Source organism: Paenibacillus tritici (genome assembly GCF_013204885.1).
GTDB classification, from domain to species: Bacteria; Bacillota; Bacilli; order Paenibacillales; family Paenibacillaceae; genus Paenibacillus_AQ; species Paenibacillus_AQ tritici.
Genome location: NZ_JABMKX010000001.1, coordinates 176,171 through 201,254 on the forward strand (window position 1 = coordinate 176,171; position 25,084 = coordinate 201,254).

A 25,084-nucleotide genomic window follows, 5' to 3' on the forward strand; every position below is an offset into this window, starting at 1 on the left:
CGCAATATCAGGAGAGGAAGGCTCAGCATGTATGCCTGAAGGAATCATAATTAAAGCGCTAAGCGGATATTACTATGTGAAGCCGCTCAAGGATGGACAGATCGCCACAGAAGAAGAGGCCGTGCAATGCCGGGGACGCGGAATCCTGAAGAAAAGAGGGATTGCGCCGCTGGTCGGAGACCGGATTCTCTATATGCTGACCGAGAACGGGGAGGGAATGGTGGATGAGCTACTTCCCCGTGAATCCGAGCTGATCCGCCCGCAAGTGGCGAACGTGAAGCTGGCGGTGCTGCTGTTCTCCGTCCGGGAACCGGACATGAACCTCAACCTGCTGGACAAGTTCCTGGTTCATATCGAGCATTCCGGTCTTGATACGCTGATTGTGCTCACGAAGCAGGATTTGGCAGAGGATGACGGCCGGGCTACGGAAGCCGTCAAAGCCCTGTATGAGCAGATCGGATACGAAGTATTGGTCACAAGCTCGCTGAACGGGTCAGGCGCAGATGAACTGAAACAGCGTCTGGCCGGAATCATCAGTGTGTTCTCGGGGCAGTCAGGCGTAGGCAAGTCCACGCTGCTGAACCGTCTTGTGCCGGGCCTTGAGCTGGAGACGGGCGAGATCAGCCTCCGCCTCGGACGCGGCCGGCATACGACGCGCCATGTAGAGCTGATGGATATAGGAAATGGCGGATTTGTGGCCGATACCCCGGGCTTCAGCCAGCTGGACTTTCTGGAGCTGGGAGTGGACGAGCTGTCGGAGTGCTTCCGGGAGTTCGCTCCATATGCGGAGAAATGCAAATTCCGCGGCTGCAGCCATTTGCACGAACCGGGCTGTAAGGTGATTGAGGCCTGGAAATCAGGGGATATAGCAGATAGCCGGTATGATCATTACAAGCTGTTCTTCAATGAAATGAAAGATAAAAAGCGGAGGTACTAAACACATGGTTAAAATTGCTCCTTCCATATTGTCAGCAGATTTCGCGGCGCTTGGCGCAGAGGTGGCAGAAGCTGAAGCCAGCGGTGCGGACTGGATTCATGTAGATGTGATGGACGGACATTTTGTGCCGAATATTACGCTCGGTCCCGCTATTTGTGCAGCCGTGAGGGCGCATACCTCGCTGCCGCTGGATGTTCATCTGATGATAGAGCATCCGGAAAACTATATTGCTGATTTTGCTGCTGCGGGTGCTTCTGTAATTACGGTACATGCGGAGGCCTGCGTACATCTGCACCGTGTAGTGCACCAGATCAAGGAACTCGGACTGATGGCCGGTGTAGCTATTAATCCGGGCACACCGGCAGCGGCTGTGCGTGAAGTCCTGGCGGATGTGGATCTGGTGCTGGTTATGACCGTTAATCCGGGCTTCGGCGGGCAGGCGTTCATTCCACGCACCCTGCATAAGATCACACAGCTCCGGGAATGGGCCAAGGAGATGAACCACCAGGGCTTGCATATTGAGGTGGACGGCGGTATTGCCGAAGCCACTGCACCGCTGGTAGCTGAAGCAGGGGCTGACGTTCTGGTGGCAGGCAACGCCGTGTTTGGACGCAGTGACCGCGCAGGGGCAATTAAGGCTATCCGTGAGGCGGCGGACAACGCTGTCCGTTAAGAGATAAGGCTGTACCTGATCTGCAGCAATCGCAGACTAAAGGTATAGGCCAAGTAGTGCGCGCATAAATATGGTTACATGAGCAGAAATCTCATGTAGCCTTTTTTTAGATAGAAGACTTTATACTGTTATAAAGGATTCTTCTATTTCCCGCTGTAACAGAAGCCTTCTCTTCAGAGGACAGAGCTGTTACTGCTTGGTACAACAAGGGAGGTCTGCAGTTCGTTGGTACATTTATTAAGACAGGATAGTCTCCTACGGCACGGCATGAATTGATGGGAGGGTTAATCATGAAATTTTACACGTTTAAGCTGCCAAGATTTTTGGGAGGTTTTGTTAAAGCGATTTTGAACACGTTTCAGAAGAGTTGAGCGCAAGCAGACAAGTAGATATGGAAAAAAAGCACCTTACGAATGTAAAGGGTGCTTTTTGCTTCAAATATAATATCTTCTATTCTCGCTGAAACGGATACCGTCTAAGTAAGGACGGCATGTCCGTTTCTACTTGGTATGAGATATCGCTAGCTCCAGGAATAATCCGGGACTAGACGCGTTCAACTTTGCCGGCTTTCAAAGCACGGGTGCTGACGTACACGCGTTTCGGTTTGCCGTTCACCAGGATACGGACCTTCTGAACGTTAACTCCCCAAGAGCGACGGTTGCGGTTGTTAGCGTGAGACACGTGGTTGCCGCTTCCCGGTTTCTTGCCTGTTACTGTACATGTGCGGGACATAGATTACACCTCCTTGTTACTTACACCTGCGTAAAACAATACTTAAATATCATATCACAGCAAAATTTGCTTCGTCAACCGATTCAAAAACATTTATTTCTGCAGACTCTTATAGTACAATATAACTTAGTGCATTATGTCCAGTTAATCATTGAATTGATTAGGCATGAAGTTAGGAAGGGGAATTCTCATTGAGTAAGCGTTCTATAAACGGTACAGATTTTACCGCAATGGTACTAGCAGGTGCGGAAAAGCTGCAGCAGCATGCCGAGCATGTCAATTCACTGAATGTATTTCCGGTACCGGATGGAGATACGGGAACGAACATGAATCTGACAATGACCGCAGGCGCGAACGAATTGAAGAGAAATAATACGGCCTCTGTCGGTCAATGTGCAAGCGTTCTGTCGAAGGGACTACTGATGGGCGCACGGGGGAACTCCGGCGTTATTTTGTCACAGCTGTTCAGAGGTCTTGGACGTTATGCCGCCCAATATGATGAATTGAACACGCAGCAGTTCGCTGCAGCTCTGCAGACCGGTGTGGATACCGCTTATAAGGCAGTAGTCAAGCCGGTTGAAGGTACCATTCTTACGGTTGCCAAAGAAGCGGCAAGACATGCGGTGTATTATGCCCGCCGTACTACGGATATTGTCGAGCTGATGACCGAGGTGCTGGCCAAAGCCAAGGAAGCATTAGCCCATACGCCTGAGCTTCTGCCTGTACTGAAGCAGGTTGGAGTAGTGGATTCCGGCGGACAGGGTCTGGTCTATATCTATGAAGGCTTCCACCAGCATCTGACCAGCGGATCAGTCTCTGCACCTGTACAGACGCCTGTGCAAGGACAAGCCGCAGCTCCTGCATCCGTGCCGGCAGCAGTACTAACCAAACCAGAGAATGTGTTGTCTTCTGTACAGTCTTCGGCGCAATCTCAGCTCTCTACGGAAGACATTGAATTTTTATATGATATGGAATTTTTCATCAACCGTCAGCTTGGCCCGTCCGTGAAATCGGATTTTGATGAGGAAGCCTTTAGGAAAGCGTTATCAGTTAACGGTGACTCCATTATCGTGATTTCGGATGATGAGACCATCAAGGTCCATGTGCATTCCAAGACTCCCGGAGAGGTGCTGAATCTGGCTCTTGTCCACGGGGAGATCACCCAGATTCACATTCTTAACATGCGTGAGCAGCACCGTGACCTGCTGACTGCCGGAATGGACATCGCGCCAATGCCGGATGTGTTCGCCGATATCCCGGAAGAGAAGGCCAGCGTACAGTCGCCGGCGGTTCCGCCTGCAGATGATATGGCGCCTTACGGCTTCATTGCGGTCTCCTCGGGAGACGGGATCTCGGATATCTTCCGCAGCCTGGGTGTGGATGCGATTCTGGCCGGCGGCCAGACGATGAATCCCAGCACAGAGGATTTCGTGAATGCGATCTCTTCCATTTCCGCGAAGCATATCTACATTCTGCCGAATAACTCCAATATCGTCCTGGCTGCACAGCAGGCTAAGGAGCTGCTGGAAGGCGAACGCGATATTACGGTGATTCCGAGCAAGAGTATTCCCCAAGGGATCTCGGCAGCCTTTGCCTTCCAGGAAGATGATAGTGTAGATGCCAATACCAGCAACATGCTGGAGGCGATTGCCCAGGTCAAATCCGGCCAGGTTACGAATGCCGTTCGGGATACCGTCATTGAGGATCTGGAGATCAAATCCGGGCAGTACATCGGCATTGAGAGCTCCAAGATTGTCGCTGCTGCTGATGAGCTGCTCGCGGTAAGCCAGCAGCTGCTTACCAGTATGCTCGTGAACGGCGATGAAATCGTGACTGTACTGACAGGTGCAGATACCGAAGCAGACGTTACGGAGGCCCTTGGAAGCTGGCTGGAAGAGACATACCCGCAGGTCGAGGTTGAGATTCATGAAGGCGGCCAGCCGCTGTACTATTATCTTTTCTCAGTGGAGCCATAGACCTCTTAGAGCTTAAGCATTAAGCAGGCACAGTGGATCAGCTATATCACAGTATGGGGAGGAACATTATGAATCGTACCGTAATCGTTACCGACAGCACTTCCGATATCCCGCCTGCGTTGGCGGCGCAATACGGCATTGAAGTCGTTCCGCTGACGCTGATGTTCGGCGAAGAAGCATTCCGGGATAATGTGGATATGACTCCGGAACAGTTCTACGAGCGTCTTCCCCGCTCGCCGCAGCTGCCGACCACTTCACAGCCGTCACCTGTAGAATATATGAATGTGTACCGCCGGATTCAGGAGCTGCATCCGGGCAGTTCGATCTTATCCTTCCATATCTCCTCGGGGCTAAGCGGAACCTATCAGTCTGCCGTCCTGGCCAAATCCATGCTGGAAGAGGAAGGGGAGGCTATCACCGTTGTGGATAGCCTGTCCGCCTCTTACGGGTTCGGATTCATGGTAGTGGAAGCCGCCCGGCTCGCAGAGCAAGGTACAGAGCCTGCAGAGATCCTGGAGAAGGTAGAGAGCCTGCGCCAATCACGCAAGCTGTACTTTCTCGTGGATACGCTCGAATACCTGCAGAAGGGCGGCAGAATCGGCAAAGCGTCCGCCATCCTGGGTACGCTGCTCAATATTAAGCCGATTCTGTCCATTGATGCAGAAGGAATTATCTATGCGGTCGAGAAGGTCAGAGGCCGCAAGAAGGCAGTTGCCCGCATGATCGAGCTGTTCAAAGCAGATCTGCCGGGTGTGAATACAATACATGTGGCCGTGGGTCATACGGCTGAACCGGCTTCCGGCGAAGAATTCCTGCGGGAATTAGCCGGCCATTTCACCTTGAAAGAGAAGGTCCTGACCAACGTCGGCCCTGTTGTAGGCAGCCATGTCGGCAACGGGACCTTAGCCGTATTCATCTGGCCCGCCTAAGTATAGGGGATGAACATGGTGCTAACTTTGGATTCAATTGATGTGAAACAAATAACTGGCGTGAGCGCTCAAAAGCAAAGCGAGCTTCACGCCTTTGGCGTTTTTACAGTGAAGGATTTGCTGGAGTATTATCCGTTCCGTTATGAGGATTTCCGGCCCAAATCGCTCAGTGAGGTCAAGCATGGCGATAAGGCGACCCTGGTGGCCAAGGTTATCGGCATTCCGGTGTTGCAGCGCTTCGGGGGCAAATCCCGCATGAGCTGCAAGATGGTGGCCGAGCCGTGGATGTTCACGGCAACGTGGTTCAACCAGCATTATGCCAGAGAGCAGCTGACTGTAGGCCGCGAAGTGGTGCTGACGGGGAAGTGGGATCAGAAGCGCAATCAGATCACGGTGACCAACTATGAATTCCCGGACCGCGGGGAAGGCAAGACAGGAACGCTGCAGCCGGTCTATTCTGTAGGCGGGAAGATCACACAGTCCTGGATTCGCAAGATCATAGGCCAGGCCCTGCAGCAGTACGGGGAGCTGATCCCTGAGATCCTGCCGCATAGCATTATGCGCAAATATGACTTCATGTCACGCAAGCGGGCGATTGCCACCATTCATCAGCCTGAGGATACACGCGAAGGCCAGCAGGGAAGACGCAGGATGGTGTATGAGGAGCTGTTCCTGTTCCAGCTGAAGGTACAGGCCTTCCGGGTGCTGAACCGCGGCAGAATGGACGGTGTGGTCCATACGGTGGACAATAGAACCGTCCGGGAGTTTGTACGCAGCCTGCCCTTCGAGCTGACCGATGCCCAGAAGCAGGTTGAGCTGGAGATTCTGCATGATATGCGTTCCGGATACTGCATGAACAGGCTGCTCCAGGGGGATGTAGGCTCCGGCAAAACGGTACTAGCGGCGATTGCCCTCTACGCTACGGTAAGATCAGGTTTCCAGGGGGCACTGATGGTGCCGACTGAAATTCTGGCCGAGCAGCATATGCGTTCGCTCACGCGGATGTTCGAGCCGTTCGGCATTACCGTGGGGCTGCTGACCGGCAGCGTAACCGGCCGCAAGCGTAAGGACCTGCTCGCTTCGCTGCAGCTTGGAGTGCTTGATGTGGTGGTCGGAACCCATGCGCTGATCCAAGAGGATGTCTTCTTCCGCAGCCTGGGGCTTGTGGTCACGGATGAGCAGCACCGCTTCGGTGTGAACCAGCGCAGTGTCCTGCGGCGCAAGGGGTACAACCCGGATGTGCTGACTATGACCGCCACGCCGATTCCGCGGACCCTGGCGATCACTGTATTCGGGGACATGGATGTGTCCACCTTGTCCGAGCGGCCGAAGGGGCGTGTGCCGATTACCACCTATTGGGTGAAGCCCGATCTGATGGAGCGGGTACTGAATCTGATCAGCCGTGAGATCGGCCAGGGGCGGCAAGCCTATCTGATCTGTCCGCTGATTGAGGAATCGGAGAAGCTGGATGTGCAGAACGCGATTGATCTGCATGTGCAGATGTCACAGGCTTTTCCGGACTATAAGGTAGGTCTGCTTCACGGGAGAATGACACCGTCCGAGAAGGACGAGATCATGCGGGCCTTCTATAGCAATGAGCTGCAGCTGCTGGTCTCTACAACGGTCGTAGAGGTGGGTGTCGATGTCCCGAATGCCACGCTGATGATCATTATGGATGCCGACCGCTTCGGTCTGTCACAGCTTCATCAGCTGCGCGGCCGGGTGGGCAGAGGGGAACATGCCTCGTACTGCGTGCTTATGGCTGATCCGAAATCGGAGATCGGGCGTGAACGGATGACGGCTATGACCGATACGGATGACGGATTCGAGGTATCAAGGCGTGATCTGGAGCTGCGGGGACCGGGGGACTTCTTCGGAACGAAGCAGAGCGGACTGCCTGAATTCCGGCTGGCAGATATGACCGCAGACTTCGAGACGCTGGAGCTGGCACGGGATGACGCTGCCGAGCTGCTGCGGGATGCCGCGTTCTGGACCTCTGGTGATTATGCGCCGCTGCGCGGGTATTTGCAGCAGGAACAAATTTTCCAGGGGGATTTAATTGACTGAATAGACACATGTAGGCACCTGCCCTCATATACTGTGAATGATTGGATATGACAGGAGGTGCTGTGCTTGGGTTATCAGCAATTTGGAATCAGTCCCCAGCTGGTGGAACGCATTAAGCTGAAGATGAAGAATCCGGCGGTGAAGGAACGCGTCAAGAATATGATCAACGGTATCTCCAAACAGGAGCTGCAGGACAAAACCGTTGTGCGCAGGCTGGTGCATCAGGCGGCGTCTGCTATGAATGAGAAGCTTACTTCGGCACAGGAAGAGCAAATTGTGAAATTTGTGATTGCCCAAAAGATTGATCCTAACAATACGTTTCACTTAATCCGGTTGTGGGGCATGTTCCGCTGATTATGGCGGGTCATATGGCTCCATCCGGGATTTGTAATACCAAAAAGCGTTCCCGTGTGTCACTTGCGGGAACGCTTTTTAGTGTGGCTCTGGGACTAACCGGACACAAACAGGACATCATCCGGGCGGCTTGTTCCGGAAGAGCGCTGAAATCCGGTGGTTTCGGGCAGCGTTGATCACAATCTTGCTGTCCTGGTCACAACCGTGCACGATCGAAGCAAGCTGTTCTTCCTCCAGCCTGCTCGCCAGGCAGAAGACGGTGCCGGGCTGGCCCTCCGGGCCGGTGGAACGCACGAGCTTCACCTCACGGTCCAGCGACTGCTGAAGCTTGCGGCGAATCTCTTCACAGTTGCTGCTGGTAATCCAGACTGCCTGGGTGAGCGAGAGATCCCTCAAGGAGAACCGCAGGGCTTCAAAGGCAAGCAGGTAAGCAATGATGCTGTACATCGCCTGGTCCCAGCCGAATAAGGACCCGCCATAGAGCAGGATGAGCATATTGAACAGCATGATCGGCATTTCCGCCGATTTGGGCGGTCCTCCGTTCAGCAGCCGGACTCCCTGCTTCTCGCTTCCTCCGGTAAGACCCCCGAATCGCACGGATATGCCAAGGCCGAATCCGAGACACAGTCCGCCGGCTATAGCGGCGGGCAGCGGTTCACTGGTTGCTGCCGGAAAGTGGTGGAGGGCGAGCGAACCAGCCGTGAGCACAACCAAACCAACCATGGTATACAGCGCAAAGCGCAGATTAATCTGTCTGCGCGACATCAGAATAAACGGAAGGTTGAACAGGAACAGAAATAAGCCAAGGCGCATTTCTGTTAGATGGGACAGCAGAGCGGATAATCCGGCAATTCCGCCCGGAAGCAGCTTGTGCGGCATCAGGAATAGCTCAAGACCTACCGCAGCGAGCAGTCCTCCGCCTACCACGGAGAGCAGGCGCAGGGTTTTGGAGTAACGCATGGGTGCAGCGCTTCTATATCTGATTCTCAATTAAGATTTCCTCCTTTCAGCAGGAAACCGGGATTTGTGTTAGTTAAAGCATATCATAGGATCTAGGCAGGGCCAAATCTAAAGCACTGTTCAATCCGGAGAAAATAAAACGGAAATACGAAACCGGAGCCGCTACGCTGCGTATTCTCTAGTAAATTGAACTTTTAATGAACATTTCACCAAAGGAGCGGTTCATTTGCATAATGATGGCGTATTTAAAGGTTTTCTGCATCCGGCAGCAGCGAGTGCCCAGGGCGGATGGTCCTCTGCATTCCCTTTTATATTGAAGCTGGTCCTTCTGATGATTGCAGGCTATGTAATCTATACTATAGTGATGATGATCAAGACCTGGATCACCAATTATACGAGTCCGGTTCAGTCAAATGTTGTCTCGGTGGTAGCCAAACGGACGGAGGTCTGGGGCGGCAGGGGGTATATGGGCACCCATACCAGCTACTATGTGACCTTTGAATTCCAGGGCGGGCAACGCCGGGAGCTGCAAGTGAAACCCAAAGCCTATGCCACGATGGTGGAGGGGGACAGGGGCAATCTGTCGTACCAGGGGAGCCGGTTCACAGGGTTCGAGCGCATATTTTGATTAATGTACATAGATTATCAGAATTCTCCTGCTAATTTTGGGTAAAACTCCATATATGGATGTATTGCACAGAATAAACCGCTGAAGGAGCTGATGATTTGAATTCGGATTCTACCCAAAAGAAGAGTCAGGAAAAGACGGCGTTCCATACGCTTGATGCATCCGAGGTGCTGAAGCAGCTGGAGAGCCGGGAAGAAGGGCTGACCCGGGAACAGGCGGCACAGCTATTGGAGCGCTACGGCAAAAATGTGCTTCAGGAAGCCAAGCCCCAGTCCCTGCTGGCCAAATTTATCGAGCAGTTCAAGAATGTGATGATCTTCATTCTGCTGGCTGCTGCCATACTGTCCGGGATTCTCGGGGAGTGGACGGATACTGTAATCATTCTGCTGGTCGTTATTCTGAATGCAGTGCTGGGTGTGATCCAGGAGAACAAGGCCGAGCAGGCGCTGGAGGCGCTCAAAAGCATGTCCTCCCCCCAGGCCAGAGTTAGGCGCGGCGGGCAGGTAACCGAGATCAAAAGCGAGGAGCTTGTGCCCGGCGATATTGTACTGCTGGAGGCCGGAAATGTAGTGCCTGCGGATATCCGGCTGCTGGAGGCCGCTTCGCTGAAGACGGAGGAGGCGGCGCTCACCGGTGAATCGCTGCCTGCGGAGAAGCAGGCGGGTGTGCTGGAAGGCCATGATCTGGTCATCGGGGACCGGACAAATATGGCTTATATGAGCAGCAGCGTCACTTATGGACGGGGCGTTGGGGTGGTGACGGCTACGGGCATGAACACGGAGGTGGGCCGGATCGCCGGGTTCATCTCGGAGGCTGAGAACGAAGTCACTCCTTTGCAGAAAAAGCTGGATGAGCTTGGCAAATACTTCACCTTCATTATTCTCGGTGTCTGCGTGGTGATCTTCATCGTGGGCTGGCTTGAAGGGCGGGAGCTGCTGGATATGCTGCTGACCTCCATCTCCCTTGCAGTTGCGGCCATTCCGGAAGGGCTTCCGGCCATCGTGACGATCATTCTGGCGCTGGGTGTCCAGCGGATGGCTAAGCGCAAAGCGATTATCCGCAAGCTGCCGGCGGTAGAGACACTGGGCAGTACAGAGATCATCTGCTCGGACAAAACGGGTACACTGACCCTCAACAAGATGACCGTTGAGAAGCTGTATGTGGACGGGGAGACCGTGGACGCGGACGCCAGGCTAAACGAAACCCCGGGCGGTGAACTGCTGCTGCAGGCGATGACCCTGTGCAATGATTCCAGTATTGATGACGGCACGGGCGCAGCAGAGGAATCTCCGGCCAAGAAGCCGGATGCAAGCGGCGGGACAAGAAGCGGGAAAGCCATCCTTGGCGATCCCACAGAGACGGCGTTAGTTGACTACGCACTCAGCATCGGGACCGACAAGCGGGAGCTGGAGCAGCGTTATCCGCGTGTGGGTGAGCTGCCGTTCGATTCGGACCGCAAGCTGATGACTACCATCCATAAGCTGGATAACGGACAGTTCCGGGTGCTGACCAAAGGCGCGCCGGATGTGCTGGTCGCCAGATGCAGCCACATCTATGAGAATGGCGGGGGTGTTCCATTGACGGAGGAGCACACCGCCCGGATCACCGCAAGCAACAAGAAGCTGGCGGATGAAGCGCTGCGGGTATTGGCCTTTGCTTACCGCGATGAAGCGGTGCAGCCGGCGGAGCCTTCGCCGGATAAGACAGAGCGGGAGCTGGTATTCGTCGGCTTGACCGGAATGATCGATCCGCCGCGCGAGGAGGTCCGGGATGCTGTGGCCGTCTGCAGACGGGCGGGTATCCGGCCGGTGATGATTACCGGGGACCACCGGGACACGGCGGCTGCGATTGCGCGGCGCCTTGGCATCATTGACGATGACAAGGCGGTGCTGACCGGCCGCGAGCTGGACGGGATCAGCGAGGAGGATTTTGCCGTAAGAGTGGCTGATTATTCTGTGTATGCCCGGGTCTCCCCGGAGCATAAGGTGCGAATCGTCAAGGCTTGGAGGCAGAAGGGCAAGATTGTGGCCATGACCGGCGACGGTGTCAATGATGCCCCTGCCCTGAAATCGGCCGATATCGGAGTGGGGATGGGGATTACCGGGACGGATGTGGCTAAGGGTGTATCGGATATGGTGCTGGCTGACGATAACTTTACAACCATCGTAGTGGCTGTAGAGGAAGGCCGGAAGGTCTACAGCAACATCCGCAAGTCGATCCAGTTCCTGCTGTCAGCGAATCTGGGCGAGGTCGTCACCTTGTTCATTGCAACGCTGATCGGCTGGCGGATTCTGGAACCGATTCATATTCTCTGGATTAACCTGGTCACGGATACGCTCCCTGCACTCGCGCTGGGGCTGGAAAAGGCGAGCGGGGATGCGATGTCGAAAAAGCCGCGTAAATCCAGCAGCAGTATCTTTGCAGGCGGTGTCGGTATTTCGATTATCTATCAAGGCCTGCTTGAGGCTGGCTTGACGCTCATGGTCTATTACTGGGCACATACCCATTATGATGAGGGCGTTGCGGTCACGATGGCCTTCGCTACCCTGGGTCTGTTACAGCTTACCCATGCCTTCAACGTCAGGTCCAATACGAAGTCGCTGTTCCAGATCGGTGTGTTCAGCAACCGTTATATGCTGGGGGCCTCGGTGATCTCCGGGCTGCTGCTCGTGCTGGTCATTATCATTCCGGGGCTCAATGAATGGTTCGGTGTTCAGCATCTGAACGGCTTGCAGTGGGGAATAGTCTGCGGGGCGGCGCTGTCCATCGTGGTCATTGTTGAACTGGTGAAGCTGGTGCTCCGCCTGAGCGGGCGCATAAAGAGCTGGGAGTAGGCTCACAATAGCATATTCGTGTTAACTTGCAGGCAAAAAAACATGCAAGGAGGATTCCCGGCCCTGTCAAGACGCCGGTTATCTTCCTTGCATGTTGTGTTATTCCGGGCTTGCCCCCGGATTACAGCACACGCTGCATATGCAGGATCACATTGCTCCAGTACCCGCTGTCCAGCTCGCTGATCTGCACGCCGGGATCACCCCAGGTATGAATAAAGCTTCCGCCGCCCAGGTAGATGCCTACATGACCGGGAACGGCATCGGTCTCGAAACGTCCGGGAACGGTGAAGAAGATCAAGTCGCCGGGCTCCAGCTCGCTGCGGGACACCCGTCTGCCGATATTATCCTGATCCTTGGCCAGCCGGGGCAGGTCGATCCCGAATTTCTGGAATACATGGCGGGTAAAGGACGAGCAGTCGAACCGCTTGGTCTCCTCATAAGGACCGGCGCCGAAGTCGTAGGGAACACCGAGAAACTGCTTGGCGTAGGAGACCAGTTCGCCGGTATCTACACTGGACACACTCTGAATCCGCAGCGGCTTCGCGGCTTCCCACGCGCTGGTATCTTCTGCAGCGGCTTCACGGTCGGACGGGGCGGCGATATTAATCTCGCCGGTGCCCGGATTCCAGCCCACCTCTGTCTGCAGCAGCTTGGACAAGGCGGTAGGCGTAATGAAGATCTGACCTTCCCGGCGGACCGGAACATCGGGCAGGGTGACTTTTTGTCCCAAGGAGAAGACCTGGCTGGAATCCGGGCGCAGCATATACATTACATCACTGTAGCCCAGCTTGGTGTACCCGCCGCTTGCAGTGTCATCCTTCATTCTATACCCGATGGAGGCTGCAGCAGGTTTGAGCGGAATCCAGTACTTCCCCTCTTTATCGGTATAGGAGTTCTTCTCGTAGTAACTGCCGGCAAAGGTTCCTGACGGCGTGATGGAGTTAACTTTGGGCTTGCTGTCCTTACTGGTGTAACTGCAAGCCGTAGTTCCCGCAATGGCGGCAATCAGGATGGCAGAAGTAAGAATGATTTTGCTGGACTGCGGATGGATCATTGGCATCATGGCACGCTCCTTCAAACTTTACTTAAAGTTTGTGCAGGGCTGGTTTTTTTATGTGCAGCATGCCTTTAGTAATCAATGTCAAGGATAACAGAGCGCTGTAGAAGGGATTCTGCGCCCATTGTGCGATTTTTGTAAAATATGGAGCGAGGATTAAGGATTGACGGAAAATCAGGCTACATATAATATATGTTTAATAGATTAGGGGAGTGGATGTGGAAAGGGTGCGGATATTCGCTTTAATGCTTTTAAAGATGAAAGCGATAATGCTGGACCGCTAGCCCTGGTTCTCGCACTGACCCGTCCAAGAAGAGGGGTAATCTGATGAAGAAAAAGAATGTTTGGCTGGGCCTGAGCATGGCCTTGATGCTTGTAGCTGCCGGATGCGGAAACAATAAGACTGCAGGGAATACCGGAAGCGGGAATACTCCGGCTGCTGCGACAGAAGCCCCGGCCAATACGGGCTCCACAGATGGTAAATCCTATACGATCGCTATTTCGCAATATGTGGAGCATCCGTCGCTGGATGCCACCCGCGAGGGATTCCTGGCGGCACTTAAGGATGCGGGCATTGTTGAGGGTGAGAACCTGAAGGTGGATCTTGAGAACGCCCAGGCCGATCAGGCCAATAACCTGTCCGTGGCCCAGAAGATTGCCGGTGACAAAAACGATCTGGTGCTGGGTATTGCTACTCCTTCGGCCCAGGCGCTTGTACAGAATGTCAAGGATACGCCGATTCTGTTCGCAGCAGTCACAGACCCGCTCGATGCCAAGATTGTCAGTGATCTGGAGCATCCCGGAGGCAATGTCTCTGGTGCATCAGATACGAATCCTGATTCGATTAACCGTCTGATGGACTTCATTGCTGCACAGTTCCCGAAGGTCAAGAAGCTGGGGCTTGTGATCAATGAAGGGGAGCCCAATGCTGTAGTGATGGCGGATATCGCTAAGGCAGCACTGGACAAGCACGGGATTGAGCTGGTGAAGGCGGCGATTACCAATACCTCTGAAGTGAAGCAGGCGGCAGAGTCGCTTGTAGGCCGTGTGGATGCCCTGTACATTACGCTCGATAACTCCGTAGTCAGCGGTGTGGACACCATCATTCAGACCGCGAATGACAATAAGCTTCCGTTCTTCTCTGCAGACCGTGATACCGTGGAGAAAGGCGCTTTTGCAACCGTAGGCTTCAAATACTATGATCATGGCTATCAGGTTGGCGAAATGGCGGTGGAAGTGCTGAAGAACGGCAAAAGCCCAGGCGACATGAAGGTAACTATGCAGGAGAAGCTCGACCTCATTCTTAACCTCAAGGCGGCAGCAGCACAGGGAATTGAAGTCACGGATGCGATGAAGGCTGAAGTGGCAGATCCTGCGAATAACATTATTCAATAAAGATAGACATGATCACGGGGCGTATCCAAAGCGGGCGCCCTTTGCCGTTTGAGGGAGGAAGTCACGATGTATAATTCATTAATGGGCGCCCTGGAAATGGGCCTGCTGTATGCTTTTATGGCACTCGGCGTATATATTACTTTCCGGATTCTTGATTTCCCGGATCTGACGGTGGACGGAAGCTTCACTACAGGCGGAGCGATTGCCGCTGTGATGATTACCAACGGTTACCCTCCATTCCTGGCGACTATCTGTGCGCTGCTTGGCGGAATGGCCGCAGGGATGTGTACCGGGCTGCTCCATACCAAAGGTAAAATCAACGGCCTGCTGTCCGGGATTCTGATGATGATTGCCCTGTATTCGATCAATCTGCGGATTCTGGTGAAGCCGAATGTCTCCTTGATGGGAGATGACACATTGTTCAGCTCCATGAATCCGCTGCTGGTTATGCCTTTTATCGTCGTGCTAATCAAAATCCTGATGGATCTGTTCCTGCGCACCGATCTGGGACTGGCCCTACGGGCCACCGGCGACAACTCGCGGATGATCCGCAGCTTCGGAGTGAACACGGATACAACAACCATTCTGGGCATCAGCCTGTCGAACGGGCTGGTGGCGCTCTCAGGTGCATTGATCGCCCAGTATTCTACCTTCGCCGATGCCTCAATGGGGATCGGGATGATTGTCATCGGACTCGCGTCGGTAATTATCGGTGAGGCAATCTTCGGTGCGAAGAACGTCTTCCGGGCGACACTGGCCGTGCTGCTCGGCTCGATCGTGTACCGGATTGTGGTGGCCCTGGCGCTGCGGGTGCCATGGCTCAAGGCTTCCGATCTGAAGCTGATTACAGCTATTATCGTTATTATTGCTCTGGTCTTCCCGTCGATTCAGCGGATCATGAAGCAGAAGAGCATGGCCCGCAGACGAACCGCAGAGCTTGCTGAACTGGCACAGCGCAGCAAGAAAGGAGGCGCCGCCCATGCTGAAGCTTGATAATGTATCCAAGCTGTTCAACCCCGGCTCACCCGATGAGAAGATCGCTCTGCTGGGGATAGACCTGGAGCTGCGCACCGGAGATTTCGTAACGATTATCGGCAGTAACGGTGCCGGTAAGTCTACACTGATGAATATCATCTCAGGTGTGATGAAGCCCGATCTCGGACAAGCGCGTATCGAGGGCAACTCGATCAGCAATCTGGCAGAGTACCAGCGCGCACGCTGGATCGGCCGGGTCTTCCAGGACCCGATGGCCGGCACGGCGCCGCATATGACGATTGAGGAGAACCTGGCTATGGCCTACAAGCGGGGCCAGTCCCGCGGGTTATCCTTCGGTGTCAATGCAGCCAGACGCAAGCTGTTCCGTGAACAGCTCAGCCGCCTGGGCATCGGCCTGGAGAACCGGCTGCGGGCCAAGGTGGGGCTGCTCTCGGGAGGAGAGCGGCAGGCGCTCAGCCTGCTGATGGCGACCTTCACCCGGCCGCAGATTCTGCTGCTGGATGAGCATACGGCCGCGCTGGACCCTTCCCGGGCCGAACTGATCACCACGCTTACGGAATCCATTGTCCGTGAGATGAAGCTGACTACGCTGATGGTTACACATAATATGGACCAGGCTATCCGGCTGGGCAACCGTCTCATTATGATGGACAAGGGGTCGATCATTCTCGATTTCGATGAGACGCGTAAGAAGGATCTGACGGTAGAGCGGCTGCTTGGCGAATTCGAAGCCATCAGCGGGCATAAGCTGGCAGATGACCGGATGATGTTAGGATAACGAAGGCTTGAGCGCTGTCTGTTATGAGGACAGCAGCTCAAGCCTTTTTGGCGTTCAGGTGTCATTGTCCGATTCATTTTGCGGAATGGGAGGTAAAGTTTAAGGAGAGAATTTAAACTTGAACTACCATGAATCCAAGGAGGAGAATGCACAGATGACCCCTAAGAAACTGGAAGGTAAAGTAGCTATCGTTACAGGAGGCGGCTCGGGCATTGGCCGGGCTTCGGTACTCGAGTTCGCGAGAAATGGAGCCAAGGTGGCGCTTCTGGACCGGACGGTGGAGAATGCCGAGAAGGTGGTGCGTCAGGTTGAGCAGGAAGGCGGGCAAGCCGCTGTGTTTGAATGTGATATCGCCGAGCCGCAGCAGGTAGAGGATGCTGTGAAGCAGGTTGTCGCCAAGTGGGGGCAGCTCGATATTGTGTTCGCCAATGCCGGAATTAACGGTGCAATGACGCCGATCGAGACAATGGATATCGAGTCCTGGGATCAGACGATTCATATTAATCTGCGCGGGACGTTCGCCACCGTCAAATATGCCATACCCCACCTCAAGGAGAGAGGCGGCAGTATCCTGATTAACAGCTCCATTAACGGCAACCGGGTATTCTCGAATATCGGTTTTTCCGCCTACAGTACTACGAAGGCTGGCCAGGTAGCTTTTATGAAAATGGCGGCGCTGGAGCTGGCCCAGTACAAAATCCGCGTAAATGCCATCTGTCCGGGAGCCATCACCACTAATATTGATGACAACACCTATCCTTCTGAGGACCTCAAGGAGGTACAGATTGCCGTGGAATTCCCGGATGGCGGGCAGCCGCTGGAGAAAGGTCCGGGACGCCCTGATCAGGTGGGCAAGCTGGCGCTGTTCCTGGCTTCTGCGGATTCGGATCATATCTCCGGCACGGAAATCTACTGTGATGGGGCGGAATCACTCCTGCATGGCTGATTCTTCTATATATCATAGGTTGCTCATATCCTAGAATGAGTGAAGTCTTCTCAGAAGCGGACGATGTTCCTTTGCCGGACCCGGGGCAGTGCGGCCTGGAGTGCCGGTTAACCAGGGACAGCCGTCCGTTTCTTTACTATGGCTGCTTGCGGGAAATTTCAGTAAAGTTTGCAGCGGTTTTCAGGTATACTGATTCTATGTGCCAAGAGGAAGGAGGAATCATCATATGGATTTTACTATTGATCTGCACACGGAGTCGATTGTGAAGCTGCTTGTGGCCATGCTGTTCGGGCTGTTCATCGGCATTGACCGGCAATTGAAGCAGAAACCGCTGGGAATCCGGACCAGTATGGTCATCAGCATCGCAAGCTGTCTGGTTACGCTTGTATCAATTCATGCCTACGACAAATTCGGCGGAACGGATCATCCCAATATGGACCCGATGCGTCTGGCGGCGCAGATTGTCAGCGGCATCGGATTCCTGGGGGCGGGTGTTATTCTGCGCAGGGGCGGAGATGCGATCTCCGGCTTAACCTCGGCTGCGCTGATCTGGACGGCATCCGGGATCGGGATTGCGGTCGGCGCAGGCTTTTATGTAGAGGCAGGTTATGCGGTTATACTGCTGATGTTCGCGGTAAATGCTGTCCCCCTGCTTATTAGAGCCATCGGGCCAGAGGTGCTGAACAAACATGAGATATCCATCAAGATTATCATGGAGCCGAATTACATCCTGACCGATGTGATCCAAAAGATTGAGCAGCGCCATATCATCACCGACCAGCGTAAAACCCGCAAAACCGGCCGGACGATCCGGCGGATGAAGATCAAGGATCTCGACGACGGAAGACAACTGATTGACATGGTCATCTCTGCTCCAGACAAGGACTATGCTACGGAAATCTATTATGATGTGAAGAAAATCGAGCATGTGATGAGTGTGGAAGTGGAGCAGCTGTAAAAATGACATGTTGCCATTCCGGCAGATGTGGTACTCTATCTATGAGAGAGTCATAATGAATATATGGAAGGGGATTAGAGTAATGAGTTCAATTACTGCATTTGAAGGGCACTATGAGGGAGAAGCCGCCATCTGGCTGAAGGCCGGACGTTATGAGGCTGCGGTTCTGCCGGGCATCGGCGGGAATCTGATCTGCTTCCGTGATACTGAGAGCGGTTACCGTTTCCTGCATGAGCCAGGTGCGGAGGAGATGGAAGTATTCAAGGCTAACCCCGGCATTCACGGCATTCCTGTGTTGTTCCCGCCGAACCGCTACGAAGACGGGGAATTCCCGTGGAACGGACAAACCTACCACTTGCCGGTTAATGAGGCCAAGACAGGCAACCATCTGCACGGTTTCTTACATACAGCAGCATGGGAGGTAGAGGAATTCGGCAGCGGTACAAGCGAAAGCTTCGTCACTGTAGCGATCAAGGTGGATGAGAATCATCCTTCTTATCAATATCTGCCGTTCAAATATACCGTCAAGCTGCGCTATACGCTGGGCGAAGCCGGTCTGTCCCAGCAATTGCTGGTTCGTAATGACGGCGAAGTGCTGATGCCTTGTCTGCTGGCGTTCCATACTGCCATTAATGCACCCTTCGCACCAGGCAGCACAGCCCAGGATTACCGCGTCAAAGTAACGATCGGTGAGCGCTGGGAGCTGAGCGACGACCGGATGCTGCCGACCGGCAAATTCCAGGAGCTGACTGCCGATGAAGTGGCCTTGCGCGGCGAAGGAGTGTATCCGTTCTATGCGCCGATGGACAACCACTACACCGCAGCCGCCCAGAACGGACGGAACCGGATGGAGCTTACCGACCGCAAAGCCGGAGTTACACTGGTGTATGATGTGGGCACCTCTTACAAGCAGTGGATGATTTGGAACAACGGCGCAACAGAAGGCTTCTTCTGTCCGGAGCCGCAGATCAACCTGGTGAACGCACCGAAGGTAGATCTTCCTGCAGAGGACATCGGCCTGTTCGGTCTGGAGCCTGGGGAGTATTGGGAGGAGAGCAGCCGGTTGTATGTGAAGTAGGGGGATATAGCTTGAACCGGGAAAGTCCACTCAGGGGTCAGCCGTGGCTGCAGAGAATGTTTGACTTCCGGCCGCTGTTGTCCCCAGATTTCTTGATTTAAACCGCTCTTCGCGGTGGAAATCCGGGAACAAAGGCGGTCGCTATCGCTCCTACAGTTCAAACTTCTCTTCCGCCACTTCACCCTTAGTGTATATACCAAATTCAAGCTATCTCTTGGAGTTGAGAATAGATAAGAAAGAGGAGAGCAGCGCTTATGCTGCTCTCTTTTTTGAAAAGAGAAGTGCTTTTCCAAATATTGCGTACTTCTTCCCGCTTGAAGGTTATATTTACGTCATGCACGAGCCGGGTAGACGAACGGGAGACGATTGGAGGGGGAGTAGATGGATTTTCTCCACTTGCTGAAGTACGGATGACCACTGTTGGGGGAGCAGTTGGAAAAACAGCACTTCATTAATCACAATTTACGCAAAAGGGCAGGAATCCTCAACAGCAGATGCTGTTTTTCCACTTGCTTACGCCAAATCGTCGGAAACGGCTAAATTAAGATACGTTTATCCACCTGCTGAAGTACGGAGGGTTCCTGCTACGACAGACAGCTGTGGGATCAAGGATGCCTAATGTTCCTTTTTGGATACTGAATTTTAAGGCGGTTTTAAGCTTAAAGGCGTATACTACTCCTTTAACCGAGTTAGGAGTGATTGCACTTGTCGCGGATATTACCTTCCAAACGTTTGTCGTATTTGCTGGTTGTTTTGCTGGCCGAAGGATTCGGGCTGAATTTTTTCCTTCAGGCTGCTACTTTTCGCATGGATCTGCCCCGGGCCCTGGAGTGGGTTGGCTCGTATCCATGGCTGTATGGTACAGGAAGCTTGTTCATTTTCTTCATTCTGCTCTTAAGTTCAGTGCTGCTGCCCAATACATATGCGGGGCCGGCGGTTACCGGTGCAGTGTTCCTGCTGCTGGGCATTGCCAGTGCGCAGAAGCTTGCTGCGAGGGGGGAACCGCTGTTTCCGTGGGATCTCATGCTGCTGAGGAATGCCGGTGAGATGAGCAAAATCACCAGCGGCATCATCTCGCCGACTGCTATCGTGGCCGCAGCTGTGCTGATTGCCGGGCTGGCGGTTGTGATCTTCAAGCTGCCCAAGAATAGAATCAGACTACCGCTGCGATTAACGCTGGGCGGGATATCCGTGGCTTGCAGCGCAGGATTCCTGGTGCTGGTCACCGGCCATTCCCCTGTTGTTGCGGCTATGAATTATCAGAACATCTTCTGGAATCAGAAGGTTAATTATACACAGAACGGGTTTGTGTATGCCTTTGCCGGGAATTTGCGGCAGAGTCTGATGGAGAAGCCGGAGGGGTACAGCCGTGAGGCGGTTGAAGCGGTGGCGGCCAAGTACTCGGCATTGCCGGATACGCCGGTGCAGGCCAGCCCTGAAGAACAGCCGAACATTCTGTTCATGATGAACGAGGCGTTCTTTGATCCTACGCGTCTGCCCGGGTATACGTTAAGCGAAGATCCGCTGAAATTCATCCATGGGGCGGCGGAGCAGACTCCGTCAGGGTATTTGCTGTCCCCGGAATTCGGTGGCAATACGGCGAATGTTGAATTCGAGGCCCTGACTGGGCTGTCGATGTACTTCCTGGGAGACGGAACCATTCCTTATCAACAGCGCATCGTCAAAATGTCTACGCTGCCGTCAATCGTCAGCATTCTGAAGGAGAGAGGGTATCAGGCACGGGCGGTGCATCCGTTCGATGAGACCTTCTATAACCGCAACCGCGTCTACCCGTTGCTGGGCTTCGACAGCTTCACCAGTGAGAAGGATCTGCCGGATGCAGCCCGTCTTACTCCGGGAGGGTACATCTCGGACAAGGCCGCTGTACAGGAGGCGGTCCGGCAGCTTAAGGACGCATCCGCACCGACATTCCTGCATCTGGTGACGATGCAGAACCATTTTCCATTCACCAAAGGGATGAACGGACCGAACACAATCACCGTCGAGGGCGGCCGGCCGGAACAGAAGGATGAGCTTGAGACCTATGTGCAGGATACGAAGCTGACGGACGAGGCACTGGCTTACATGCAGCAGGAGCTGCTCAAGCTCGAGCGGCCCACCATTGCAGTATTCTGGGGGGATCATCTGCCGGCGCTGACCGCCGGAATCTATACCGAAGCAGGCTGGGATCAGGAGCCGAGGCTGAAGCATGAGACACAATTATTGATTCTGGCTAATTTTGAGATTGGCAAGGAGCCGCTGGGTACCCTGAGTCCGGCCTTCCTGGGTCCTGCCGTCTTCAGATTATCCGGCCAGAGCTTGCCGGCCTATTACAAGCTGCTGGAGCAGGTGCGGGCTGAAATTCCCGGACTGAGCAAGAAGGTGCTGATCGGGCCGGGCAACAGAGGAGTTCTGCATGAGCTGACACCGGATCAGCAGGAGCTGCTGAATGACTATCGTCTGATCGAATATGACCTGCTGGAAGGCGAGAAGTATGCAGAGTCTCTGATGTTCTGACCGGCAGAACCGACACCACCAGCACAATAGGCACAACCCAAGTCTCCAGACTCAGCGCAGCCCCACATCATGGAAGCGGTTCGCAATGGGTTCGCGCAGCAGGCCGCGGATGGATTGAATCGCAGCGGTCTCGATACGCTGTGCTTCCCGGAGGAGCGTGATCAGCTCCTGGCGTCTAGTCGCAGCTGGAAGCAGCGTGTTCACGCCTAACCGTGCCGTGATTTCATCATAGACGGCGGACAGGGATGCGTAATGACCCGCAGTCTTGTCGAGTCCAGGCATGTAGGTGCAGGCCCAATTGGTGTAACTGGCCGCATCCTTTTTGCAAGACGCATAGAATACCAAGGTTTCATAAGCACCAGCGGCATCATAAGCATCGCCTGAGAAGGCTTCCAGCATGGCATCATAAGCCTGCAAGCCGCAGGCATACTGCGCTTCGGGCAGCAGCGGGTCATGGACCTCTGCTTTGTACACCGCCTGGATTAAGGATTCCCGGATGACCTGCGGGAGCTCCTTGCGGATCTGTCCTTCATAGATCTGACAGTACCAATAGGGAGTCGTATTCCTTCCCAGTTGTGCGTACGGCAGCTCCAGCTCAGCGCCAGAGGACATCTCATTGTAATAGAATAGCTGCTTGCGGTCATCGGAGCGGGTGATCACCACAAACTGGTCTTTCCAGCAGACAACGCCGGTGCCTTGCGCAAGCGACCCGCGGATATCCAGGATCGCCTGCTTCTGATAGAGCGGGAAGGTTGGGGCGAAATGATAACCTGCCGACTGACCGGCGACAATGCCGATTAGATCTGCTGCTACTGTGTGTTCGGCCGCCCAGTTATAGGCCGTTGGTGAATCCTTATGAAGCTGTCTGTGGACGGAGAGCCGGAAGCAGGAGGCCGTCATCCCGGATAACATAGGCTTCGGCAGATTGAACCAGCCTTTGGCGGACAGGACCTGGTGCAAGGCATCAACATAAGATATGGTGAGCGGGTGCTTGTCTCTCATCGTGCTGTATGGGCCCCCCATCTTGGCAGAATGGAACGTTTCAGATCCGGGTACTGCCCGGAGATGACTCTAACCTGCTGCATGGCCTGTTCCTCCAGTTCCATAGCCTGCTGGACAACAGCGCAGAGAGATGGAAGCTGCTCAGGCAGCAGCACTCTGTTACCGGGCGCCACGGGAAGGGAGGCGGCCAGCTGCAACCGCATTATTTTCTCCAATTGAGCGTATATACCATGAACTTCACCGAGCCCCGGCAGTACAGACTGAACCTCCTCCAGATAACGGCGAATCTCAGAGCGTGAGCTCAAATAGGATTCAAGAATATAGACAGCGCCGCTATTGTCGAAATCCCCCTGCTGAAGAGCGCCGATCAGGAAGCTGTAGGCCAGGCGGCCGGAAGCTATACTTTGGTCAGGCAATATTTTATACGGAGTCTCCCAGTCCTCCAGGGCAAGCCTCAGGGATTCGAGGACAGCGTCCTGCAGCGGAATATCCACCTTATCCCCGATATACTGGCAGTACCAGAAGGAGGTGAAGTTAATGCCGAAGTTGTCATAGAGCACATACTCCGTCCCGCCGGACTTGCCATCCTGTACATAGAACACTTGATCCTCCTCGTCATAGCCATGAATCACGCCGAACTCCGGTATCCAGTAGATGCAGGCCCTGCCCCGGTCCAGACTCTGCTTTACACTCTCAATAGCGATCCGCTGATACTCCCTGAACGACTCATGTCTGCTCCTCCCCCCATCATAGACGGTATAAATGCCGAGATTATCTATGCCCGGACCATGCTCCTGGCCCCACTGTCCATAAGCGGTAACGGAGTGGAAATAGAGCTTCTCATGCACCGAGAATTTGAAGGCCATGCCGCTAAGCCCGGAGAGCATGAATTTCGGACCCTGGAATAACCCCGCAGCAGTCAGGACCGCATAGAGGGCATCGGTAAAAGATTTGGATTCACGCTTCATCTGGATTCCTTCAAGGATTACTCTCGTTCTCACGCTCATTCTCCTGTTCATCTAGCAGTGTCAGTACAGCCCGGCACCTGTCCCGGACCTTGTGCTTCAGCCATTTGGGGGAGAGGATTCCGGTCCAGTCCGAGCGGAGCAGGTGTCCCAGGAAGGCTTCGGTGTCCCAAAAGTCGATTTCGTACACATCTCCTCCGGCTGCGCGGACCGCATACCCGCCCCATGAGGAGTCCGCAGGTGCTTCTCTTAAGGTGATACGGGCCGTGAACGGCTTCAGCGGCGGTCTGCTCTGCTGTGGCGGGGAGACCGAACCTTCTTCTTCACCAGCTGAGAAAGTCCTGCCCGTCAGCTTCAGCTGCCGGATACCGGATAGCATGTAGAACGCTGGCTGCTCCTGGTCTTCGATAGCTGCAAGAAGATAATCTTCATCCAGACGGCGGCTCAGCTTCACGGGACATAGAAACAGCTCCTGCGGCGGGTCCTGCTGCCCCTGGTAGAGGACATGGATCACGCTGCGGGACGCAATGGCTTGCTCCAGCAGTTCAATGATCTGCAGCAAGCGGGCATCCACTTCAAATACAGGAAGCCGGATGTCCTTATCCGCGTTAGGCTGCGCCGTGAACCGCTCCAGCAGACCGCCGATTTTGCGGATCGTCCGGGCATTCTCATAATCATAATGGCTGTAACGATAAGCCAGATATTTAAGTATCCGCTGCTCCTCGTCCGTGATATACAGATGCGGCAGCACAAAGCTGTTATCCTCATATATATATCCCCGCTGCTTCGCCACGTACCGGAGGGGAGCACGCAGAGACTCGGCCAGATATTCGATATCCCGCTGCGCCTGGCGCCTGGAAATCTCGAATTGCTCCGCCAGCGAGTGGCTGTTCGGATATTTGGCATTTCGGATCTGCTGGTCAAACCACTGAATCCGGTGAATATGGCTCATGCGGCTCCGCTCCTTTCCTGTCGGTCAGCTTTCAGTATATCCGCTGGCGGTTATCTTACGCAACGAAACAAGGATGCGCCCGGCTACATGCACTTAGGAGCATATAGGCGGGCAGACATCCTTGCACGATACCCTCAGGTTATACGGCGCATGACCTTTTATCGGCTATACGGCGTCTACTTTGCTTTGCGGTGCTTTGTCACAGCGTTTGCAGACCTTAAGGGCGGTACCGTCAGATTTAACTTTGGTGTAGAGCACCTTAATTCTGGTGGCCCCGCAGATCGGGCAGGTGCCGCGGCCATGGGAAGGGAGGGTCCAGAGTACCCGCCCGCGTTTTGTTTTTGACATTT

23 protein-coding genes are annotated in these 25,084 nt (G+C 54.2%); 16 read left to right on the plus strand and 7 right to left on the minus strand.

Features of this window, described 5'->3' with window-relative positions; all coding sequences use genetic code 11:
- The first annotated feature begins 31 nt into the window (after positions 1-31).
- From rsgA to spoVM, 3 genes are all read left to right on the plus strand, one after another.
- Positions 32-937: a ribosome small subunit-dependent GTPase A gene (rsgA, locus tag HQN87_RS00830; protein WP_173126304.1), complete on the plus strand. Its 906-nt coding sequence runs from the start codon at positions 32-34 to the stop codon at positions 935-937.
- A gap of 4 nt (positions 938-941) precedes the next feature.
- Complete coding sequence (rpe, locus tag HQN87_RS00835) at positions 942-1,610, plus strand: ribulose-phosphate 3-epimerase (RefSeq protein ID WP_173126307.1); 669 nt, start codon at positions 942-944, stop codon at positions 1,608-1,610.
- A 290-nt stretch (positions 1,611-1,900) separates the two neighbouring features.
- Positions 1,901-1,981, plus strand: coding sequence for a stage V sporulation protein SpoVM (gene spoVM / locus HQN87_RS00840; protein ID WP_020431362.1), 81 nt, complete (start codon positions 1,901-1,903; stop codon positions 1,979-1,981).
- A 172-nt stretch (positions 1,982-2,153) separates the two neighbouring features.
- Here spoVM and rpmB read toward each other — a convergent pair whose 3' ends face one another.
- Entirely contained in the window at positions 2,154-2,342 is a 189-nt protein-coding gene (gene rpmB / locus HQN87_RS00845) for a 50S ribosomal protein L28 (protein ID WP_042175942.1), read from the minus strand.
- A 191-nt stretch (positions 2,343-2,533) separates the two neighbouring features.
- On the opposite strand from rpmB, the gene HQN87_RS00850 reads away from it, so the two are divergent.
- The 4 genes from HQN87_RS00850 to HQN87_RS00865 all read left to right on the plus strand — a co-directional run bounded on the left by HQN87_RS00850 (position 2,534) and on the right by HQN87_RS00865 (position 7,668).
- Positions 2,534-4,318 (plus strand): DAK2 domain-containing protein, encoded by a 1,785-nt coding sequence (locus HQN87_RS00850; RefSeq protein WP_173126310.1) that lies wholly within the window; start codon positions 2,534-2,536, stop codon positions 4,316-4,318.
- Positions 4,319-4,386: 68 nt separating this feature from the next.
- On the plus strand, positions 4,387-5,247 hold the full coding sequence (locus tag HQN87_RS00855; protein WP_173126313.1) for a DegV family protein: 861 nt from the start codon (positions 4,387-4,389) through the stop codon (positions 5,245-5,247).
- A 15-nt stretch (positions 5,248-5,262) separates the two neighbouring features.
- Positions 5,263-7,314 (plus strand): ATP-dependent DNA helicase RecG, encoded by a 2,052-nt coding sequence (recG, locus tag HQN87_RS00860; RefSeq protein ID WP_173126316.1) that lies wholly within the window; start codon positions 5,263-5,265, stop codon positions 7,312-7,314.
- Between the two features lie 66 nt (positions 7,315-7,380).
- Positions 7,381-7,668 (plus strand): stage VI sporulation protein F, encoded by a 288-nt coding sequence (locus HQN87_RS00865; RefSeq protein ID WP_173126318.1) that lies wholly within the window; start codon positions 7,381-7,383, stop codon positions 7,666-7,668.
- Positions 7,669-7,785: 117 nt separating this feature from the next.
- Here HQN87_RS00865 and HQN87_RS00870 read toward each other — a convergent pair whose 3' ends face one another.
- Positions 7,786-8,658, minus strand: coding sequence for a YitT family protein (locus tag HQN87_RS00870; RefSeq protein ID WP_173126321.1), 873 nt, complete (start codon positions 8,656-8,658; stop codon positions 7,786-7,788).
- A 196-nt stretch (positions 8,659-8,854) separates the two neighbouring features.
- On the opposite strand from HQN87_RS00870, the gene HQN87_RS00875 reads away from it, so the two are divergent.
- Both HQN87_RS00875 and HQN87_RS00880 read left to right on the plus strand, forming a co-directional pair.
- Positions 8,855-9,256 (plus strand): DUF2500 domain-containing protein, encoded by a 402-nt coding sequence (locus tag HQN87_RS00875; protein ID WP_173126324.1) that lies wholly within the window; start codon positions 8,855-8,857, stop codon positions 9,254-9,256.
- Between the two features lie 98 nt (positions 9,257-9,354).
- Positions 9,355-12,090 carry a calcium-translocating P-type ATPase, SERCA-type gene (locus HQN87_RS00880; protein ID WP_173126327.1) on the plus strand — a complete coding sequence of 912 codons (2,736 nt, stop codon included), beginning with the start codon at positions 9,355-9,357 and terminating at the stop codon, positions 12,088-12,090.
- A gap of 121 nt (positions 12,091-12,211) precedes the next feature.
- On the opposite strand, the gene HQN87_RS00885 is transcribed toward HQN87_RS00880, so the two are convergent.
- Entirely contained in the window at positions 12,212-13,153 is a 942-nt protein-coding gene (locus tag HQN87_RS00885) for a C40 family peptidase (RefSeq protein ID WP_254075306.1), read from the minus strand.
- 321 nt (positions 13,154-13,474) lie between these two features.
- Here HQN87_RS00885 and HQN87_RS00890 point away from each other — a divergent pair, with 321 nt between their 5' ends.
- The 7 genes from HQN87_RS00890 (at position 13,475) to HQN87_RS33175 (ending at position 21,815) form a co-directional block, all read left to right on the plus strand.
- Entirely contained in the window at positions 13,475-14,542 is a 1,068-nt protein-coding gene (locus HQN87_RS00890) for an ABC transporter substrate-binding protein (protein WP_173126330.1), read from the plus strand.
- 66 nt (positions 14,543-14,608) lie between these two features.
- Positions 14,609-15,535: an ABC transporter permease gene (locus HQN87_RS00895; protein ID WP_173126333.1), complete on the plus strand. Its 927-nt coding sequence runs from the start codon at positions 14,609-14,611 to the stop codon at positions 15,533-15,535.
- Complete coding sequence (locus HQN87_RS00900) at positions 15,522-16,316, plus strand: ABC transporter ATP-binding protein (RefSeq protein WP_173126336.1); 795 nt, start codon at positions 15,522-15,524, stop codon at positions 16,314-16,316. The genes HQN87_RS00895 and HQN87_RS00900 overlap by 14 nt, the downstream gene beginning before the upstream one ends.
- 154 nt (positions 16,317-16,470) lie before the next feature.
- Positions 16,471-17,262, plus strand: coding sequence for an SDR family oxidoreductase (locus HQN87_RS00905; RefSeq protein WP_173127609.1), 792 nt, complete (start codon positions 16,471-16,473; stop codon positions 17,260-17,262).
- 226 nt (positions 17,263-17,488) lie between these two features.
- Positions 17,489-18,220: an MgtC/SapB family protein gene (locus HQN87_RS00910; protein WP_173126339.1), complete on the plus strand. Its 732-nt coding sequence runs from the start codon at positions 17,489-17,491 to the stop codon at positions 18,218-18,220.
- A gap of 82 nt (positions 18,221-18,302) precedes the next feature.
- Positions 18,303-19,298, plus strand: coding sequence for an aldose 1-epimerase (locus HQN87_RS00915; protein WP_173126343.1), 996 nt, complete (start codon positions 18,303-18,305; stop codon positions 19,296-19,298).
- Positions 19,299-20,642: 1,344 nt separating this feature from the next.
- A complete protein-coding gene (locus tag HQN87_RS33175) occupies positions 20,643-21,815 on the plus strand; it encodes an LTA synthase family protein (RefSeq protein ID WP_436836450.1) in 1,173 nt (390 codons plus the stop codon).
- Positions 21,816-21,866: 51 nt separating this feature from the next.
- Here the strand turns inward: HQN87_RS33175 and HQN87_RS00925 are convergent, their stop codons facing one another.
- From HQN87_RS00925 to HQN87_RS00940, 4 genes are all read right to left on the minus strand, one after another.
- Positions 21,867-22,817, minus strand: coding sequence for a hypothetical protein (locus HQN87_RS00925; protein WP_173126349.1), 951 nt, complete (start codon positions 22,815-22,817; stop codon positions 21,867-21,869).
- Positions 22,814-23,818 carry a cysteine peptidase family C39 domain-containing protein gene (locus HQN87_RS00930; RefSeq protein WP_367272641.1) on the minus strand — a complete coding sequence of 335 codons (1,005 nt, stop codon included), beginning with the start codon at positions 23,816-23,818 and terminating at the stop codon, positions 22,814-22,816. The genes HQN87_RS00925 and HQN87_RS00930 overlap by 4 nt, the downstream gene beginning before the upstream one ends.
- A complete protein-coding gene (locus HQN87_RS00935) occupies positions 23,796-24,734 on the minus strand; it encodes a helix-turn-helix transcriptional regulator (protein WP_173126355.1) in 939 nt (312 codons plus the stop codon). Before HQN87_RS00935 ends, HQN87_RS00930 begins: the two co-directional genes overlap by 23 nt.
- A gap of 165 nt (positions 24,735-24,899) precedes the next feature.
- Entirely contained in the window at positions 24,900-25,082 is a 183-nt protein-coding gene (locus HQN87_RS00940; protein ID WP_173126358.1) for a hypothetical protein, read from the minus strand.
- Between the last annotated feature and the right edge of the window lie 2 nt (positions 25,083-25,084).

Bases quoted from the DNA above. Each gene is read 5' to 3' on its own strand.
- rsgA (WP_173126304.1), top strand. From the start codon at position 32: ATGCCTGAAGGAATCATAATTAAAGCGCTAAGCGGATATTACTATGTG.
- rpe (WP_173126307.1), top strand. From the start codon at position 942: ATGGTTAAAATTGCTCCTTCCATATTGTCAGCAGATTTCGCGGCGCTT.
- spoVM (WP_020431362.1), top strand. From the start codon at position 1,901: ATGAAATTTTACACGTTTAAGCTGCCAAGATTTTTGGGAGGTTTTGTT.
- rpmB (WP_042175942.1), bottom strand. From the start codon at position 2,342: ATGTCCCGCACATGTACAGTAACAGGCAAGAAACCGGGAAGCGGCAAC.
- HQN87_RS00855 (WP_173126313.1), top strand. From the start codon at position 4,387: ATGAATCGTACCGTAATCGTTACCGACAGCACTTCCGATATCCCGCCT.
- recG (WP_173126316.1), top strand. From the start codon at position 5,263: ATGGTGCTAACTTTGGATTCAATTGATGTGAAACAAATAACTGGCGTG.
- HQN87_RS00885 (WP_254075306.1), bottom strand. From the start codon at position 13,153: ATGATGCCAATGATCCATCCGCAGTCCAGCAAAATCATTCTTACTTCT.
- HQN87_RS00890 (WP_173126330.1), top strand. From the start codon at position 13,475: ATGAAGAAAAAGAATGTTTGGCTGGGCCTGAGCATGGCCTTGATGCTT.
- HQN87_RS00895 (WP_173126333.1), top strand. From the start codon at position 14,609: ATGTATAATTCATTAATGGGCGCCCTGGAAATGGGCCTGCTGTATGCT.
- HQN87_RS00900 (WP_173126336.1), top strand. From the start codon at position 15,522: ATGCTGAAGCTTGATAATGTATCCAAGCTGTTCAACCCCGGCTCACCC.
- HQN87_RS00905 (WP_173127609.1), top strand. From the start codon at position 16,471: ATGACCCCTAAGAAACTGGAAGGTAAAGTAGCTATCGTTACAGGAGGC.
- HQN87_RS00910 (WP_173126339.1), top strand. From the start codon at position 17,489: ATGGATTTTACTATTGATCTGCACACGGAGTCGATTGTGAAGCTGCTT.
- HQN87_RS00915 (WP_173126343.1), top strand. From the start codon at position 18,303: ATGAGTTCAATTACTGCATTTGAAGGGCACTATGAGGGAGAAGCCGCC.
- HQN87_RS33175 (WP_436836450.1), top strand. From the start codon at position 20,643: ATGGAGAAGCCGGAGGGGTACAGCCGTGAGGCGGTTGAAGCGGTGGCG.
- HQN87_RS00925 (WP_173126349.1), bottom strand. From the start codon at position 22,817: ATGAGAGACAAGCACCCGCTCACCATATCTTATGTTGATGCCTTGCAC.
- HQN87_RS00935 (WP_173126355.1), bottom strand. From the start codon at position 24,734: ATGAGCCATATTCACCGGATTCAGTGGTTTGACCAGCAGATCCGAAAT.
- HQN87_RS00940 (WP_173126358.1), bottom strand. From the start codon at position 25,082: ATGTCAAAAACAAAACGCGGGCGGGTACTCTGGACCCTCCCTTCCCAT.